The sequence below is a fragment of the Rhodococcus parequi genome, assembly GCF_046042785.1.
Taxonomy (GTDB): Bacteria; Actinomycetota; Actinomycetes; order Mycobacteriales; family Mycobacteriaceae; genus Prescottella; species Prescottella parequi.
The window spans coordinates 1-14,990 of sequence record NZ_JBDLNV010000007.1; the positions used below are offsets into that span (position 1 = coordinate 1).

The window sequence follows — 14,990 nt, forward strand, 5'->3', positions numbered from 1 at the left end:
CGCCGGTCCGGGGCTTCGCCCTCGCCGCGACCTACGTCCTGACGGTCGCGGCCGCCGCCACCGGCGGCGCCCCGATGGTGCTGGCCGCCTTCCGGTTCGCCCGCCGCCAGCCCGACGCCGGACCCGAACCCGACGACGGCCCGCTGCGCGGTGGCCGCGTGATCGGACTGCTCGAGCGCACCGCGGTGGCGGTCTCGATCCTGGCGGGCTGGCCGGAGGGCATCGCGATCGTCCTGGCCGTCAAGGGCCTCGCCCGCTATCCCGAACTACGGGAGCCGCACGCGTCGGAGCAGTTCATCATCGGCACCTTCACGAGCGTGCTGTGGGCCATCGCCGTGGCGGGCGTCGGCCGGGCGCTGGTGACATAGCGCCATGTGTGAGAACAGCACTTCAGGACCGACGGTGAACGCCGCGCCGCGCCGCATCCCGCACGGAGCCGAACTCGAGCCCCTGCTGCTCTGCTACGGCTACCGCCTCACCCGGGCGGGAACCGTCAAGGGCACCGAACGGTCGCGCGCGCCCGAGGACGTCGCCGCTGCAGAAGGCTTCGGGTGGCCTGTCCGGAGCCCGGAACACTGGACGCCGGCGGAGATCGTCGCACGCGCGACCGTCGCCGCCGACGCCCTCGACGCCGACGGTGTACTCGGTGCCTTCGTCGCCGGCCTGGGTAGCGCTCCGCGCGGGCGGCAGACGGTGATCTCGTACGGGTGGGCACGGCATCTCGGTACCGCCGACCCGGGCGAGCGCGGTATCCCCGACTGCGGTCTGATCGAGCACTCGTACGAGGTCGACGTCACGGAGACGCTGTTGCGACTGGCGCTCGGATGGGCGTGGAACGAACTGCCTCAGCACTATCTTCCCGATCTGGAAGCCGCTGCGGCGCAGGGCCTGCCGCTCCCGACCGATGACGACAGGCAACGGCTGCGTGCACTGTTGGACCTCGTCCGCGCGCAGCCTGCGGGGACACTCCCGAGCGACCTCGAGAAGGCCGTCGCCCGGTCCAAGATCGTTCCGGGAACCGACAAGTACCAGCGCTACGGAATCCTGATCGGGCTGTCGGAGATCGGAGTCCTACCCTGCCCTGCCCTCGTGCCGAGTTGGGATCGGTTCATCCCCGACACCGAACGCAGGGCGGCCTATTCCAACGTCAGGAGCGGTCCGCGATCGGACATCCCGGTTCCCCTCGCCTCCTGGCGCGGTGGACTCGACGAAGGCCGGGCCGAGCAACTGCTGGAACTCTGACCTTCTCGTCCGCCCGCACGTCGGTATCGTCGGGCGAATGGATCTCGTGGTCACGTCGGACACCGGACCGGTCGGCGAGGTGTACCGGCTGGCGAGCGAATTGCAGGACGCCGGAGCCGACTTCGCCGTCGCCACGAAGTCGCTCCCCGGCGCCCTCGTCATCTGTCTGCGCTGCCTACCCGAAAGCGGTGGCCGACGGTCGTTCACCCGCTACGAGAAGACCGAGCCCGCGATGCTCGTCGACGTCTGTGTGTCCGAGGAAGCGGTGGGTGGCCGCACCGCAGCGCAGCAACGCGAGACTCTCGGGGAGTTGCTGCGGCACTGGATCGGAAGGGCCTCGTTGTCGCGGTCGGCGCCGTGGTCGCCCGGCCAGCGGGCCGAGCTCAGGCGGGCCGCCGAGCAGTCCCTTGCGACGCTGGGATGGCTCGACGGGCCACGTACCCGGGCCGCCGAACTGTGCAGGGCGGGGCTACCGCTGGACGACATCGCCGAGGTGACGGGACTGGAGCTGGACGAGGTCGAGGACCTGTTCGCCGCAACGCTCCGGCCGTAGATCGCCGCACACCTCAGGCCGGACCGGGCAGCTGCTTCTCCACCAGTACCTTCGCATCGAGCAGTCCCAGCCCCGGGTACATCTGCCGGAGTCGTTTGATCGCGTCGATCCGGCCTGACGAGGACGCGATTGCCGCAAGCACGTCCGGTACCGCGACCTCAGCCGGCGAGACCTTCGCCGGCACCGATCGAACGGTGGCGCGGTTTCGCCACGCCGATAATGCCGACACAGTCGATCCGACAACCACGATCACGGCCAGGACCGCAGTGAGCCAATTGCCGACCGACGGATTCACCACGACCGCGCGCAGCGCGGACGGGAAGAGCACCACTGCCCCGATCAGCATCGCCGTTCGGGCCCAACGCTCGACGCGGCCGGTCGCGGGCCCGAACGGTGCGTTCATTACTCCCTACCCGGCGGAAGCCCCTCGGGCTGCTCGCCGCCGCCGAGCAGGTGCTCCTGCGACAGCGGGCTGTCGACGGGGGTCCGCGCCACCGCCTCGGCCGCGCGGACGGCCTGGGCGACTGCGGGATCGGCCTTCGTCTCGAACCAGCCGGCGATCTCCTCGGAGTCGTCCTCCGGGCGCGGCAGGTCCTCGTCGTCGGTGCGGCTGGGCTCGTACCGGAACACGCCGTCGTCGCCGGGTGCACCGAGCGTCTTCGCGAAGCCCTTGAGGGCGTCGCCGAAGTCGCTGGGCACCAACCACACCTTGTTGGCATCACCCTGCGCCATCTGCGGCAGCGTCTGCAGGTACTGGTAGGCGAGCATCTCGGGAGTCGGTCGGCCGGCCTTGATCGCGGCAAACACCTTCTCGATGGACTTGGCCTCGCCCTGCGCCTGCAGATACTTCGCGGCCCGTTCACCCTGCGCCCGCAGGATCCGCGACTGCCGCTCGCCCTCGGCCCCGAGAATCGACGCCTGCTTGGCGCCCTCCGCGGCGAGGATCTGACTCTGCTTGGCACCCTCGGCGGTCTTGATCGCCGACTCGCGGTGTCCCTCGGCAGTGAGGATCATCGCCCGCTTCTCGCGGTCGGCCTTCATCTGCTTCTCCATCGACTCCTGGATCGACGGCGGCGGATCGATGCTCTTGAGCTCGACGCGGGCGACGCGCAGACCCCAGCGGCCGGTCGCCTCGTCGAGCACGCCGCGCAGCTGCCCGTTGATGGAGTCGCGGGACGTCAGCGTCTCCTCGAGCGTCATGCCGCCGACCACGTTGCGGAGCGTGGTGATGGTGAGCTGCTCGACCGCGGCGATGTAGTTGCTGATCTCGTAAACCGCCGCCTGCGGGTTGGTGACCTGGAAGTAGACGACCGTGTCGATCGACAGCGTCAGGTTGTCCTGCGTGATGACCGGCTGCGGGGCGAACGACACCACCCGCTCGCGCAGGTCTACCTTCGCCCGGATGCGGTCCACGAACGGCACCAGGAAGGTGAGCTGACCCGACACGGTCCGCGCGTAGCGGCCCAGCCGCTCGATCACGGCGGCCTCGGCCTGCGGCACCAGCGCCACCGACTTCGCGACCAGAATGACGACGAGTACGACCAGTACCGCCAGAACTATCAGTGCTGCCATCTTCTCTACGGTCCCCTCCATACGACGGCGGTCGCGCCGTCGATCTCCATCACCGTGACTGTCGTCCCCGGCGCATACACCTCGCTGACGTCGAGCGGACGGGCCGTCCACACGTCACCGTCGAGCTTGACCCGGCCGGTGTGCTCGCCGACCTCCTCGAGCACCAGCGCATGCTTGCCCGGCAGGGCCTCCGTGTTCATCAGCTTCAGGGGTGGCTTGTCGAACCGGCGCAGCAGCGCTGGGCGCACACCCAGGACCAGCACCAGCGACACGACACCGAAGACCACCGCGTCGACCCAGACCGGGAAGTCGGTCGCCGCGGAGAATCCGGCGGTCGCCAGCGCACCGCCTGCGAGCATCAGCAGGAAGAACTCCCCCACCAACGCTTCCGCAGCTGCGAGGAGAACGCCCGCTACCAGCCAAATCAAAGCTGCCACAAGACCATCTAACCAGACGTCCCGGGCGCCGGGAGGCCCGCGAAACGCGGTTGTGGAAGAACGGGCAGCTGTGGAGAATGCACGATTCAGTCGGCGGTCACGAAGTCGACCAGGCGTTCCACCGCACCGATCAGCGGGGCCTCGAGGTCCCGGAAGCTCTCGACGGCGCCGTACACGCGTCGCCAACCGTCCTGCGGCGTCCCCCAGCCGAGCTCGTTGCAGACACCGGTCTTCCAGTCCTGGCCCCGGGGAATCGTCGGCCAGGCGGCGATACCCACCGACTTGGGCCGCACCGCCTCCCACACATCGATGTAGGGGTGGCCGGTGACCATCACGTGCGGGCCCAGACCCTGCGTCAGCCGCTCCTCCTTGGACCCGGTGACCAGATGGTCGACGAGCACGCCGACCTTGCGACCCGGTCCGGGTCGGAACTCGGCGAGTCGATCACCGAGGTTGTCGAGTCCCTCGAGATGCTCGACGACCACTCCCTCGACCCTCAGATCGTGGCCCCACACCCGCTCGACCAGGGCGGCGTCGTGCACGCCCTCCACCCAGATCCGGCTCGGCAGCGCGGTCCGCGCCCGCAGCCCTTCGACCTTCGTCGACCCCGACGCCGACCGCTGCGCTGCCGACTTCTGCGCCTGTGGCGCAGGACGGACGAGGGTGACGGGGCGCCCGTCGATCAGGAAGGCCGCCTCACGCATCGCGAACAACCGGGTGCGACGCGCCCCGTCCTCGAGCCGCACGAAATCACCGTCGTAGGTGCGTTCGATACCGACCACGGCGCCGCAGAATCCGGTGGCGGCATCCTCCACCACGAGGTCGCGTTCAGCGGCCACCTCGGGAGTCTTGGGTTTCCGGGTCCTGGAGTGGCCGGCAAAGATGTCGCCGTACATGTTGCTCGCGTTCACGGCACCTCACGCTAGGCCAGGCGGGGTGTACACGAACACCGCCACGCCGTCCTATGCTCGATAACCGTGAGTTCCCCCAGCGCGACGCTGACCCTGTGGGCCGCTTCCTGGCTCGCCGGGGACAGCGCACCCGACGACGTGATCGACGCCCTGCACCAATGGGCGCCGATGCACCTCGTGGGATCCGCCGACGCCGAGACCGCCCTGGCGACCGATCTCGAGTGGCCGGGTGTGCAGGACGGTGCGGCGCCGATCCTGCTGCGCATCGTCCGACGGAGCGTCGAGACGCCGGGTGGACTGCGCCTGGTGCTGCCCGCGCCGGGCGACGTGCGCGGTCTGCCCGCGGGCTCCGAGTTCGCGCGGGCCGCGCTCGACGCCGGCGAGGGCGTGATCGTCGGCGAACCCGGGCAGCCCGGCATCGGGCTGGTTCCGACCGTCGAGGGGCCGGACGTACTGCGCTGGACGGTCCACTCGATCGGGGCGGTGCCCGAGATCACCGAGCACACCGGACTGGGCGAGGCCGAGTATTCGATGCGTGAAGCGATCCGGGACGCCGCCGACGCGCTCCTGCAGTTGTCGTCGGTGCAAACTGGCCGGGCCGACGGCGACCCGCGCCGCCGCATCGCGGAGGCCCTCGACGACCGCGCGCACCACCGCTACCCGGATTCGATTCCCACGCGGGCGCTGCGCATCCTCGACTCTGCCGACCAGGTGGCGGCGATTCTGTCCGTCGCGGAAGATGATTCACCGACCGAGGCGCCGTCCGCTTCGAGCGCTGCTGCTCGCGAGGAACTGCTCCGGCCGCTGTGGTCCGCGGTCCGGACGGCACGGGTGGCCGCGGTCTCGGCGTCCGCGCGGGACGCGCACCGCGCCTGACGACCGCAGCAACCGCCGTCGTCAGCGGTGGTTCATCACGATGTGCCGGTCGATACGCACGTGTTCGTCGAGTGTGGGATAGAGCAGTCCGGTGTCGCGTCCGTAATCGTGCTGCCGCAACCACGCGTACACGTCGCCCCACAGCCAGATGCCGCCGGAGACGGTGTTGAACGGCACCGGAAACGGTGTCCCACGCTGGCGGACCCCGCGCACCCACTGCCCCACTGCCTGCCGGGTCACCCCGGCGCGGTCCGCCACGTCCTGACGGGTGACCAGATCGGGGTGTGTACGTTCGGGTGTGACCCCGTGCACGACGAGTTGATCGACGAGACTCATTCCCGCTGTCGCACAGCGCATTCCCTCGGCCGCCACGGTCAGCAACTGCATCCCGGCCTGGTCGCGCACGGTCACGTCGAACTCGTCCGCGACCGCCGCCTCCCGGGAGCGAGTCAGCAGCGGAACGATGAACGTGAACTCGAAGCGGTGATAGAGGCTGTCCTGCACCCGATCAACATAGTCGGCCCCGCGGTTTCCATCCGGAAACAGGCCGGTGGACGACCAGTGGGACGACCTAGGTCGTGTAGATCCCCAGATCCGCTTCGATGCCGAGACGTTCCCAGAACGCGGTCCTGTCGAAACCGGTGTTGCGGGCCCGTTCGGCCATCACGCGCCCCGCCGAATCGTGGGCATGCCGGTCCCTCCACTTCATGACGGTGACCACATTGAAGCGACTCTCACCCTCCTGCAGTCGGACGACGTCGTTGCCGACGAGGCCGTCCATGCGCCCCAACTCCTCGTGGGTCTCGCTCACCTTCGCGAGGAACTCGTGCAGGGACGCCTCGGGGACGTGGAACTTGTCGATACGCAGAATCTCGGTCATTCCGCGAACCTAGAACCTCAACATCGATTGAGGTCAAGCGTGCGTCTCTAGTTTTTGCCCGGACGGCGCACCGGCGCGCAGCAGTTCACCGCGCACGGCGATCCGTCGACGGTCGCGCCGAGCAGCGGTTCCCGACCCAGGCGTGCGGGGGCGGCGCCGGTGCGCCGCTCCTCGACGAGCTCCCGAATCATTTGCGGGAAGCGCGGATCCGTGCCGGGGGTCGCGACGCGCGCGAACTCGATGCCGAGTTCGGCTGCCTTGTCCCGGGACTCGGTATCGAGGTCCCACACCACCTCGAGGTGATCCGACACGAACCCGACCGGGCACACGATCACCGCGGGCGCGCCCGACTCAGCCACGGCGTCGAGATGATCGCAGATGTCGGGCTCGAGCCACGGCACCTGCGGCGGTCCGGAGCGGGACTGCCACACGAGGTCGAAGTCGTCGACGCCGGCGGCCTCCGCACACAGCCGGGACGCGTCGGCGACCTGCCGGCTGTACAGGTTGCCGCCTTCCGCCGGCGGGCCGGCGTTCGCGTCGGCCGCGAGGGGCACCGAGTGCGCGGTGAACACCAACCGGGCGCGGTCCCGCACGTCCTCCGAAAGTTCTTCGCGCGCAGCACTGATCGCGTCGGCGAACGCCGCGACCATCAACGGGTGGTCGTAGTACTGCCGCAGCTTCGCCAGCGTCGGCGCGTCGGCGCCCACCGCGTCCCGGGCCCGCGTGATGTCCTCGTCGTACTGACGACACCCGGAGTAGCCGCCCCACGCGGAGGTCGGGAAGACGAGCGCGTTGCGGACACCGTCGTCCCGCATGCGGGCGACGGTGTCCTCCACCATCGGGTGCCAGTTGCGGTTGCCGAAGTACACGGGCAGATCGATTCCGGCGCCGCGCAACTCGGCCTCGAGACGCGCGATGATGTCACGATTGAGGGCATTGATCGGCGACACGCCCCCGAAATGCATGTAGTGCTCGGCCACCGCGGCGAGACGCTCGGGCGGCACGCCCCGACCGCGGGTGACGTTCTCGAGGAACGGCATCACGTCCTCGGGCTTCTCCGGTCCCCCGAAGGAGAGCACGAGGAGTGCATCGAAGTCCGTGGCCCGCTGTCCGCTCATGCGTCCATTGTCGCCCAGTGCCGACATCGCTGCCCGAGACGGGTCAGCCGACCACTGCGTGGAAGCCGCCGTCGACGTAGATGATCGACGCGGTGGTGCCCGGCAGCCAGTCCGAGAGCACCGTGCACACGCTCTTGGCCACCGGCGTCGGGTCGTCGACGTCCCACCCGATCGGAGCGGCGCTGTCCCACGCGGTGTTCAGCTTGTTCAGCTCGGCGCCCGGACCGGTCGCATCGCCCGCGATGGCCTTGGCGGCCAGCGTCTTGACCGGGCCGGCCGCAACGAGATTCGAGCGGATGCCGCGGGTGCCGACCTCCTTGGCGACGTACCGGTTGACCGCCTCCAGGGTGGCCTTGGACACGCCCATCCAGTTGTAGAACGGCATCGCACGGGACGGATCGAAGTCCATGCCGACGATCGACGCGTTGTCGTTGAGGACCGGCAACAGCGCCTTGGCGAGCGACGCGTACGAGTATGCGGAGATCTCCATCGCGTTGGAGATGTCCGACCAGGGTGCATCCAGGAACGGCGCGCCCAGGCCGGAGCGCGGCGAGAACGCGATGGAGTGCACCACACCGTCGAGGCCCTCGGGCGCGAGTTCGCGGACCCGGTCGGCGAGCGTCGCGAGGTGCTCGTCGTCCTGGACGTTCAGCTCGACGGCCGGCGGCACCGGCTGCGGCAGCCGCTGCGCGATCCGGTCGATCAGCCGCAGCCGGTCGAAGCCGGTGATGATCACCTTCGCACCCTGCTCCTGGGCCACCTTCGCGACGTGGAACGCGATGGAGGCGTCGGTGATGATGCCGGTGACGAGAATGGTCTTGCCCGCGAGCAGTCCGCCCATGTTGTTGCTACTCCTGTGATGAAAGTCTGTGGGTGCGTGAGGATCCGGGAAGGACAGGTGGGATCAGTGACCCATGCCCATGCCGCCGTCGACCGGGATGACGGCGCCGGAGACGTACGCGGAGTCGTCGGATGCGAGGAAACTGACGACCGCTGCAACGTCCTCGGGACGGCCCAGTCGCTGTAGCGGGATGAACTTCTTGGCGGTGTCGCGCAGATCCTCCGACAGGTCGGCGGTCATGTCGGTCTCGATGAAGCCGGGCGCGACGACGTTCGCGGTGATCGAGCGGGACCCCAGTTCGCGGGTGAGCGAACGCGCCATGCCGATCACACCGGCCTTCGATGCCGCGTAGTTGATCTGCCCGGCCTGGCCGGCCATGCCGACGACCGAGCCCAGGAAGATCATCCGGCCCCAGCGGGCGCGCAGCATCGCGCGGTTGGCGCGCTTGGCGCACCGGAACGCGCCGGTCAGGTTGGCGTCGAGCACCCGGGTGAACTGGTCCTCGTCCATGCGCATGAGCAGCGTGTCATCGGTGATTCCCGCGTTGGCGACCAGCACCTCGACGGGTCCCTGATGCTCCTCGACCTCCTTGAACGCCCGGTCGATCGAATCCGCGTCGGTCACGTCGCACTTGACCCCGAACAGGCCCTCCGGTGCACCCGATCCACGGTGCGTCACCGCCACCTTGTGTCCGTCCTCGAGGAGGCGCTGCGCGACGGCCAGGCCGATGCCGCGGTTGCCTCCCGTCACGAGCACGGAACGGGACGGGCTGCTGGTGTTCGACATGCGATCAACCTATCTGTTCGGTTGCGGGTTACGGGTCCAGGTGGACGAAATCGGCGTACGGGCCGACGCCGGTCAGGGCAGGCGTTGCCGGAGAACGAGCGCGGTGGCCAGTCCTGACGCGCTGAACAGCACACCGAGCACCAGCCAGGGACGGCTCGCGTCGCCGCGGGCGTTCTCGAAGCCGATCTGCTCCTCGAGCGTGTCGTAGACGTCACGCAGTTCCTCGAGACTCGACGCGGTGAAGAAGTTTCCGCCGGACAGGTTCGCGATCTCCCGCAGCGACGGGTCGTCGACCGGCACGGGAATGCGGTCGCCCTCGATGTCGACCGTGCCGTAACCGGTGCCGAACGAGATCGTCGAGATCGGCACGCCCTTGTCCTTGGCCTGACGCGCCGCGGTGAATCCGCCGCGCGGGTCGTCGGAGCTCTCCGGGACCGTCTGCTTGCCGTCGGAGAGGAGCACGATCCGGGCGGGCGGCGCCTGCTCGCTGCCGCCGAGCACGGCCGCCAGGGTGTCGATCGACTGCAGCGACGTGAAGATCGCCTCGCCGGTCGCGGTGCGTTCGCTCAACGTCAGATTGTCGATCGCGGCCTTCGTCTCGTCCCGGTTCGGCGTGGGCGACACCAGTACCGATGCGGTACCGGCGAATGCGACCAGACCGAGGTTGATGCCCGGAGTGAGACCGTCCGCGAACGACTTCGCGGCCTCCTGGGCGGCGGCGAGGCGACTCGGTTCGACGTCGGTGGCCTTCATCGACAGCGACACGTCGATCACCAGCACGACCGTCGCGCGGTTGCGCGGCACCCGCTTGTCGGCGGTGGGACCGGCCAGCGCCACGGTGAGGAACACCAGACCGACCAGCAGTAGTGCGGTCGGCAGGTGCCGGGTGATGTTCGGCCGGTTGGGCGCAACCTTCTCGAGCAGCTCCATGTTGGCGAACCGAAGCACGTGCTTCTGCCGGCGACGCTGGATCACCACGTAGCCGGCGGTGAGCACGGCCACGACCGCCAGGAACAGCAGCCACCACGGGGATGTGAACTGGGACAGACTCATCGGCCGGCCACCCCGCGGGTGGGGGCGCCGTAACTGTGCCGCCGGGAGGAGACGAAACGCACGACGTCCGCGATCCAGTCCCGGTCGGTGCTCAGGCTCAGACGCGGTGCGCCGCAGCGACGCAGAGTCGATTCGACCTCGACGCGGTGCGCGGCCGCGGCCTGCGCGAAGTCGGCACGCAGCCGAGGGGTGGTGGCGAACTCCCGGGTCCGACCGGATTCGGGGTCGAACAGCACGACGTCGCCGGCGTCGGGCAACTCCAGGTCGCGCGGGTCGAGCACCTCGATGCCCAGTAGCTCGTGCCGCCCGGACAGCGCCCGAAGCGACCGCTCCCAGTCGATCGGGCCGAGGAAGTCACTGATCACCACGGCGAGCCCGCGTCGTCGTTCCGGGCGGCGCAGCGACTCGAGCGCGCCCCGCAGGTCACCGCGCACCCCCTCCGCGGCGTGCGGGGTGGTCGCGATCCGCCGCAGCATCGCCTGCGCGTGGACCCGGCCGCCGCGGGCCGGAATCCGCAGCATCCGGTCACCGGTTGCCACGACGGCACCGATCCGGTTGCCGCTGCCGCCCGCGAGGTATGTCACCGCCGACGCTGCCGCCACCGCGAGGTCACGCTTCTCGCACAGCGCGGTGCCGAAGTCCAGGCTCGACGACAGATCGATCACCAACCACGTTTCGAGTTCCCGGTCGGCCACCGTCTGCCGGACGTGCGGATGGGTGGTTCGGGCCGTGACCGACCAGTCCATCTGCCGGACGTCGTCACCGGGCTGGTATTCGCGGGCGTCGCCGGGCTCGGACCCCGGGCCCGGGATGAGACCGAGATGGTCACCGTGCAGCACGCCGTCGAGGCGTCGGCGCACCGTCAGTTCGAGCGTGCGCAGCGCCGCGGTCAGTTCCGGATCACGCAACGATCCGGAACGGAAGGAAGGCACCGCACCCGGTTGCCGGGTCACTGCGGCTGCGTGCCCGACGGGGACAGCGGCGCAGCGGCATACGTCGGGGGTGCCGGCGGGGCCGTCTGCGGCACCGGCTGCGCACCGACCTGCGGCAGCCCGACCGTCTGCAGCACTCGGGTGATCACGTCCTGCGGGGTGACCTCGTCGGCGAGGGCGTCGTACGACAGCACCAGCCGGTGCCGGAGGACGTCCGGGATGATCTCGAGTACATCCTGCGGGACGACGTAGTCACGGCCCCGGAGCAGCGCGAGCGCGCGGGACGCCGAGATGATGCCGAGGGTCGCGCGCGGCGACGCGCCGTACGCGATCCAGCCCGCGACGTCGTCGAGGCCGAACTCGCGCGGTGTGCGCGTCGCGGCGATGACGCGCACGACGTAGTCGACGAGCGCGTGGTGGACGAAGACCGTGCTCGCGACCTTCTGCAGCCGGACGAGCTCCTGCGGGTCGAGCACCTGATTCGGTTCGGGGGCCGCGACACCCATGCGGTAGACGATCTCCCGCTCCTCCTCGACCGACGGGTAGTCGACGAGAACCTTGAACAGGAAGCGGTCGCGCTGCGCCTCGGGCAGCGGGTACACGCCCTCGTTCTCGATCGGGTTCTGGGTCGCCATCACGAGGAAGGGCTCGGGCATCGGATAGGTCTTGCCGCCGATCGAGACGTGCCGCTCGGCCATCACCTCGAGCAGCGCCGACTGCACCTTCGCGGGGGCTCGGTTGATCTCGTCGGCGAGCAGGAAGTTGGCGACCACAGGTCCGAGTTCGGTGTCGAACTGCTCGCGGCCCTGGCGGTAGATGCGGGTGCCGATCAGGTCGGTCGGCACGAGGTCCGGGGTGAACTGGACGCGGGAGAAGGATCCGCCGACCACCTTGGCGAACGTCTCCACCGCGAGCGTCTTCGCGACACCGGGGACACCCTCGAGGAGCACGTGTCCCTTCGCGAGGACCCCGACGAGCATCCGCTCCACCAGCCGGTCCTGCCCGACGATGACCCGCTTGACCTCGTAGATCGCCCGTTCGAGCGTGTGCACGTCCCGCGCCAGGTCCGATGTCCCCGAGCCCGAGTCCGGATGGACCGCCCCCTGCGAACCCGACCCAGCCACCGCGCCGTCACGTGAGGTCACCAACACTCCCCGCTTCCACCTAGATCGATCCGTCGACTTGCCGGTCTTGCTGCCCGCTCAACTATTCCAGGTGTCGCCCGCCCCCCGCCCGAAGGCGGCGTGGGCTACGACACCATACGAACAGCGTACGGAGTCATGCCGTCCCACCGCACCGGCGAGACACGCACCGTCGATCCGGACTGCGGGGCCTCGAGCATCTGACCGTCGCCCAGATAGAGCGCGACGTGCTGGCTGGCGTTCGGGCCGTAGAAGATCATGTCGCCTCGGCGCATCTCCGACGACGGCACCTGCGTGCCCGCGGTGTACTGGTAGCCCGTGTAGTGCGGCAGCGAGATCCCGGCCCCGGCGAAGGCGTAGATCATCAGGCCGGAGCAGTCGAATCCCACCTTGTTGAAGTCGCCGTAGCTGTCGGCGACACCGCCGTCCCGGATACCGAGCGTCGGGCCGTTCGCGTTGCCACCACCCCACGCGTAGGGCAGGCCGAGCTGCGACATGCCGCGGTCGATCACCGTCTCGATCGCACCGGCGCCCGTCACCGACGGCGCCATGGGCCGCGGGGCGGACTGCGCGGGCGGCGTCCAGCCGCCCTCGTCGTCGTCGAGTTGGGTGTGCGGCCGCTCCCCATCGGCGACCTGGGACGCCCGCTCCCGGGACGCCTGGTCGGCGGCGGCCCGACGGGCGGCCTCCGCGGCCGCTGCCGCCGCAGCAGCCGCCGCGGCTTCCTCGGCGCGGCGTTGGTTGTCCCACTCGAGGTAGGCGTCACGCTGTCCCTGGAGACCGGAGACGTTGGCGCGGGCGGCGTCGAGTTGCGCCTGCGCACCGTCCCGCTCGGACTCGATCTGCGTCTTGTGGGCGGCTTGTTCCTGCAGGGCGTTGCGGGCCGCGGCGATCGCCTGTTCGGCCTCCGCCTTCTTGTTCTCGGCGGCGCCCGCGGCAGCGTCGGCCCGCTGCTTCGCTTCCCGCGCCGCCGAGTCCCGGTTGGCCTGTTCGGTGCGCGCGCGCTCGAGGTTCTCCAGCACGGCCTTCTGGCTCGCGGACAGCATCCTCATCATCTGCGCCCGGTCGAGAATGTCCTCGGGTCCGTCCGCGCCGAAGAACGACGACAGCGACGCGACGTTGCGGCCCTTGGTGTAGCTCGACACCGCGTAGTCGGTGAAGCGCTTGCGCGCCTGGTCGATCTGGGTGCCGGCGTCCCGCAGGGCCTGTTGGCTCTGGTCCACCTGCACTCCCGCGGCCGCCGCCTCGTCGCGCGCGGTCTGCAGATCGACGAGCGCCTTGTTGACGTCCTCGCGCTTGATCGCGACCTCGTCGTCGAGGCGGGCGAGTTGCTGATTCGCGGTGGCGACCTGATTGATGAGGTCGCCGACCTGGGTGACACCTTCGGACACTCGCGCGTTGCCACTGTCGATCTCGGAGTCGGACGGGTTCGGCGGTGGGGGCGGCACCGCGCCGGCCGTCCCGGGCAGTCCCGCGACGAGGGCGCACACGACGCTCGCACCCAGCAATGCCCGCGCCCCGGCCGAACGCGTACGCGCAAATGCCGGACGCCGCACGCCTACGCGTGAGCCCCTTCGCCCCACAACATCCTCCCTACTGCTGCGACCGAATCCGACCACCGGTGGACCCGTGCGGGGAGGAGCGCCACCGCGGTGGTGCACCGCGGTGACGCGCAGACCATGCGACTTTTCGTCGTCACATGAATCGTCACGTCACTCTTGCGACACTTCTTCCCCAAAAAGTGCCACTGGCACCGTACGACACTTTGCACGCTCTGGTGCACTCTTGTCACAAATGACGTCGACGTAATTCGACCTGCGGAAATGCTGGAGCGAATGCCGGAATCAAGATCCGGTCGGATGCCCGCCGTCCACCGGCGCCGTCTGCTGGGCGACCGGCGGTGCCTCACGACCGCGGCGGGCCTTCGCCACGAAGGACACCCCGGCGACGGCCGCGACCAGCAGCACGAGCAACGCGGTCACGAGCCCCCACCGGGGGGCCGGCTCGGTGATGCCGTCGACGAAATTGTTCGCGGAGTCGACGGGATTGCCGGTGAACGCCCGATCCTGAGCCTCCTCGAGCACCACGCGGCTGATGGTGTCGCTGTAGGTGCCGTTGGCGGACGGGCTCAACACCAGGACCGTGCCACCCTCCACCTTCCCCACCTCGGTCGCCAGATCGCGCAGGGGCTCGGGCCCGCGCGGATCGGTGTCCACGACGACGATGCGCAGCGCGATGCCGTCCTCCTGGGCCCGGGCGACGACCGCCTTCAACCCCTCCACGTCCGTGGCGGGCGCCGAGACATTGTCGTCGGACAGATCCGCGAACACCGCGTCGAGAGAGACCTCGTCGGGGATCTTGGCGATGTTCGGCAGCAGGACGGGCGCGATAGAGGCAGTCATCTCTCATCCGGGGTCGGGTGCGACGGGCAGACTGATCTGCACAGTACGTGACGTATCGGACCGCGGGCCGCGCCGTCCGTTGCACGCGCGTGGCGACTGCGTGAGGATTGGAGCGACGCGAGTCGATGGTGCGGGCCGGCGCGGCATCCGCCACCGGCCCGACCCCGCAGCCTCACAGGACAAGCGTACTGTTAGACTCCTGACGAGACGCTCGCGGAGCTGCCGGGCTCGATCCGTGATCGAGC

Annotated in this window: 18 protein-coding genes; 4 read left to right on the forward strand and 14 right to left on the reverse strand. The window is 69.5% G+C overall.

What is annotated here, in order from left to right; translation table 11 throughout:
- From ABEU20_RS19100 to ABEU20_RS19110, 3 genes are all read left to right on the forward strand, one after another.
- Window positions 1-368 (forward strand): hypothetical protein (locus tag ABEU20_RS19100; RefSeq protein ID WP_420165961.1); only part of this gene is annotated, 368 nt, incomplete at its 5' end.
- A gap of 34 nt (window positions 369-402) precedes the next feature.
- Entirely contained in the window at window positions 403-1,242 is an 840-nt protein-coding gene (locus tag ABEU20_RS19105) for a hypothetical protein (protein ID WP_420165962.1), read from the forward strand.
- 37 nt (window positions 1,243-1,279) lie between these two features.
- Complete coding sequence (locus ABEU20_RS19110) at window positions 1,280-1,795, forward strand: hypothetical protein (RefSeq protein WP_420165963.1); 516 nt, start codon at window positions 1,280-1,282, stop codon at window positions 1,793-1,795.
- Window positions 1,796-1,808: 13 nt separating this feature from the next.
- Here the strand turns inward: ABEU20_RS19110 and ABEU20_RS19115 are convergent, their stop codons facing one another.
- The 4 genes from ABEU20_RS19115 to ABEU20_RS19130 form a co-directional block, all read right to left on the reverse strand.
- The gene (locus ABEU20_RS19115; protein ID WP_420165964.1) at window positions 1,809-2,198 is read right to left on the reverse strand and encodes a hypothetical protein; all 390 of its coding nucleotides are present in this window, start codon (window positions 2,196-2,198) and stop codon (window positions 1,809-1,811) included.
- Window positions 2,198-3,367 carry an SPFH domain-containing protein gene (locus tag ABEU20_RS19120; protein WP_420165965.1) on the reverse strand — a complete coding sequence of 390 codons (1,170 nt, stop codon included), beginning with the start codon at window positions 3,365-3,367 and terminating at the stop codon, window positions 2,198-2,200. Before ABEU20_RS19120 ends, ABEU20_RS19115 begins: the two co-directional genes overlap by 1 nt.
- Before the next feature lie 5 nt (window positions 3,368-3,372).
- On the reverse strand, window positions 3,373-3,804 hold the full coding sequence (locus tag ABEU20_RS19125; RefSeq protein WP_420165966.1) for an NfeD family protein: 432 nt from the start codon (window positions 3,802-3,804) through the stop codon (window positions 3,373-3,375).
- Window positions 3,805-3,890: 86 nt separating this feature from the next.
- Window positions 3,891-4,700 (reverse strand): DUF3097 domain-containing protein, encoded by an 810-nt coding sequence (locus ABEU20_RS19130; RefSeq protein WP_420166258.1) that lies wholly within the window; start codon window positions 4,698-4,700, stop codon window positions 3,891-3,893.
- Between the two features lie 81 nt (window positions 4,701-4,781).
- Between ABEU20_RS19130 and ABEU20_RS19135 the strand changes: the two genes are divergently transcribed.
- A complete protein-coding gene (locus tag ABEU20_RS19135) occupies window positions 4,782-5,591 on the forward strand; it encodes a hypothetical protein (protein WP_420165967.1) in 810 nt (269 codons plus the stop codon).
- A 21-nt stretch (window positions 5,592-5,612) separates the two neighbouring features.
- On the opposite strand, the gene ABEU20_RS19140 is transcribed toward ABEU20_RS19135, so the two are convergent.
- The 10 genes from ABEU20_RS19140 to ABEU20_RS19185 all read right to left on the reverse strand — a co-directional run bounded on the left by ABEU20_RS19140 (window position 5,613) and on the right by ABEU20_RS19185 (window position 14,745).
- Window positions 5,613-6,095 (reverse strand): hypothetical protein, encoded by a 483-nt coding sequence (locus ABEU20_RS19140; RefSeq protein ID WP_420165968.1) that lies wholly within the window; start codon window positions 6,093-6,095, stop codon window positions 5,613-5,615.
- Window positions 6,096-6,162: 67 nt separating this feature from the next.
- A complete protein-coding gene (locus ABEU20_RS19145; RefSeq protein WP_420165969.1) occupies window positions 6,163-6,471 on the reverse strand; it encodes an antibiotic biosynthesis monooxygenase family protein in 309 nt (102 codons plus the stop codon).
- 47 nt (window positions 6,472-6,518) lie between these two features.
- A complete protein-coding gene (locus tag ABEU20_RS19150; protein ID WP_420165970.1) occupies window positions 6,519-7,589 on the reverse strand; it encodes a ferrochelatase in 1,071 nt (356 codons plus the stop codon).
- Between the two features lie 43 nt (window positions 7,590-7,632).
- Window positions 7,633-8,430 carry an NADH-dependent enoyl-ACP reductase InhA gene (inhA, locus tag ABEU20_RS19155; RefSeq protein ID WP_420165971.1) on the reverse strand — a complete coding sequence of 266 codons (798 nt, stop codon included), beginning with the start codon at window positions 8,428-8,430 and terminating at the stop codon, window positions 7,633-7,635.
- Window positions 8,431-8,493: 63 nt separating this feature from the next.
- A complete protein-coding gene (gene fabG1 / locus ABEU20_RS19160) occupies window positions 8,494-9,216 on the reverse strand; it encodes a 3-oxoacyl-ACP reductase FabG1 (RefSeq protein ID WP_420165972.1) in 723 nt (240 codons plus the stop codon).
- A gap of 72 nt (window positions 9,217-9,288) precedes the next feature.
- The gene (locus ABEU20_RS19165) at window positions 9,289-10,269 is read right to left on the reverse strand and encodes a VWA domain-containing protein (protein ID WP_420165973.1); all 981 of its coding nucleotides are present in this window, start codon (window positions 10,267-10,269) and stop codon (window positions 9,289-9,291) included.
- Entirely contained in the window at window positions 10,266-11,222 is a 957-nt protein-coding gene (locus ABEU20_RS19170) for a DUF58 domain-containing protein (protein ID WP_420165974.1), read from the reverse strand. The genes ABEU20_RS19165 and ABEU20_RS19170 overlap by 4 nt, the downstream gene beginning before the upstream one ends.
- A complete protein-coding gene (locus tag ABEU20_RS19175; protein ID WP_420166259.1) occupies window positions 11,219-12,325 on the reverse strand; it encodes an AAA family ATPase in 1,107 nt (368 codons plus the stop codon). Before ABEU20_RS19175 ends, ABEU20_RS19170 begins: the two co-directional genes overlap by 4 nt.
- A 125-nt stretch (window positions 12,326-12,450) precedes the next feature.
- Window positions 12,451-13,899, reverse strand: coding sequence for an NlpC/P60 family protein (locus ABEU20_RS19180; protein ID WP_420165975.1), 1,449 nt, complete (start codon window positions 13,897-13,899; stop codon window positions 12,451-12,453).
- A 288-nt stretch (window positions 13,900-14,187) separates the two neighbouring features.
- Window positions 14,188-14,745 (reverse strand): Rv1476 family membrane protein, encoded by a 558-nt coding sequence (locus tag ABEU20_RS19185; protein WP_420165976.1) that lies wholly within the window; start codon window positions 14,743-14,745, stop codon window positions 14,188-14,190.
- Between the last annotated feature and the right edge of the window lie 245 nt (window positions 14,746-14,990).

Bases quoted from the DNA above. Each gene is read 5' to 3' on its own strand.
- ABEU20_RS19150 (WP_420165970.1), bottom strand. From the start codon at position 7,589: ATGAGCGGACAGCGGGCCACGGACTTCGATGCACTCCTCGTGCTCTCC.
- ABEU20_RS19145 (WP_420165969.1), bottom strand. From the start codon at position 6,471: ATGACCGAGATTCTGCGTATCGACAAGTTCCACGTCCCCGAGGCGTCC.
- inhA (WP_420165971.1), bottom strand. From the start codon at position 8,430: ATGGGCGGACTGCTCGCGGGCAAGACCATTCTCGTCACCGGCATCATC.
- ABEU20_RS19110 (WP_420165963.1), top strand. From the start codon at position 1,280: ATGGATCTCGTGGTCACGTCGGACACCGGACCGGTCGGCGAGGTGTAC.
- ABEU20_RS19130 (WP_420166258.1), bottom strand. From the start codon at position 4,700: ATGTACGGCGACATCTTTGCCGGCCACTCCAGGACCCGGAAACCCAAG.
- fabG1 (WP_420165972.1), bottom strand. From the start codon at position 9,216: ATGTCGAACACCAGCAGCCCGTCCCGTTCCGTGCTCGTGACGGGAGGC.
- ABEU20_RS19185 (WP_420165976.1), bottom strand. From the start codon at position 14,745: ATGACTGCCTCTATCGCGCCCGTCCTGCTGCCGAACATCGCCAAGATC.
- ABEU20_RS19120 (WP_420165965.1), bottom strand. From the start codon at position 3,367: ATGGCAGCACTGATAGTTCTGGCGGTACTGGTCGTACTCGTCGTCATT.
- ABEU20_RS19115 (WP_420165964.1), bottom strand. From the start codon at position 2,198: ATGAACGCACCGTTCGGGCCCGCGACCGGCCGCGTCGAGCGTTGGGCC.
- ABEU20_RS19165 (WP_420165973.1), bottom strand. From the start codon at position 10,269: ATGAGTCTGTCCCAGTTCACATCCCCGTGGTGGCTGCTGTTCCTGGCG.